General features: G+C 37.8%; 1 protein-coding gene. It reads right to left on the bottom strand.

Translation table 11 applies throughout. The features are described from left to right. Positions 1-238, bottom strand: a 238-nt coding sequence (locus A2003_RS03910; RefSeq protein WP_353743756.1) for an EamA family transporter, incomplete at both ends; no start/stop codon positions are given.

The raw sequence follows: 238 nt of genomic DNA, 5'->3' as shown, positions 1-238 counted from the left end.
AAACAAAGCGATGATCCCAAACAGACCAAATAATGCAGCAGGATAAAAACGGGACGATATGTGCTGAGCAAAAAATAGTTTGGCATTGATCGTGTTGAAAATCACAGCCATCGAAAAGATCACTGCTTCCAAGCCACTACTAATGTATTGCACTGCATAATAGAAACAGACAAAGTTAAATCCAAAAATACAGCATGCCTGCAACATGCAAAATAAATGATCTTGAGTTGCCAGTTTT

The organism is Acinetobacter sp. GWC1_38_13 (assembly GCF_001767535.1).
Lineage (GTDB): Bacteria > Pseudomonadota > Gammaproteobacteria > Pseudomonadales > Moraxellaceae > Acinetobacter > Acinetobacter junii.
This window is presented reverse-complemented; position numbering and strand designations above follow the sequence as displayed.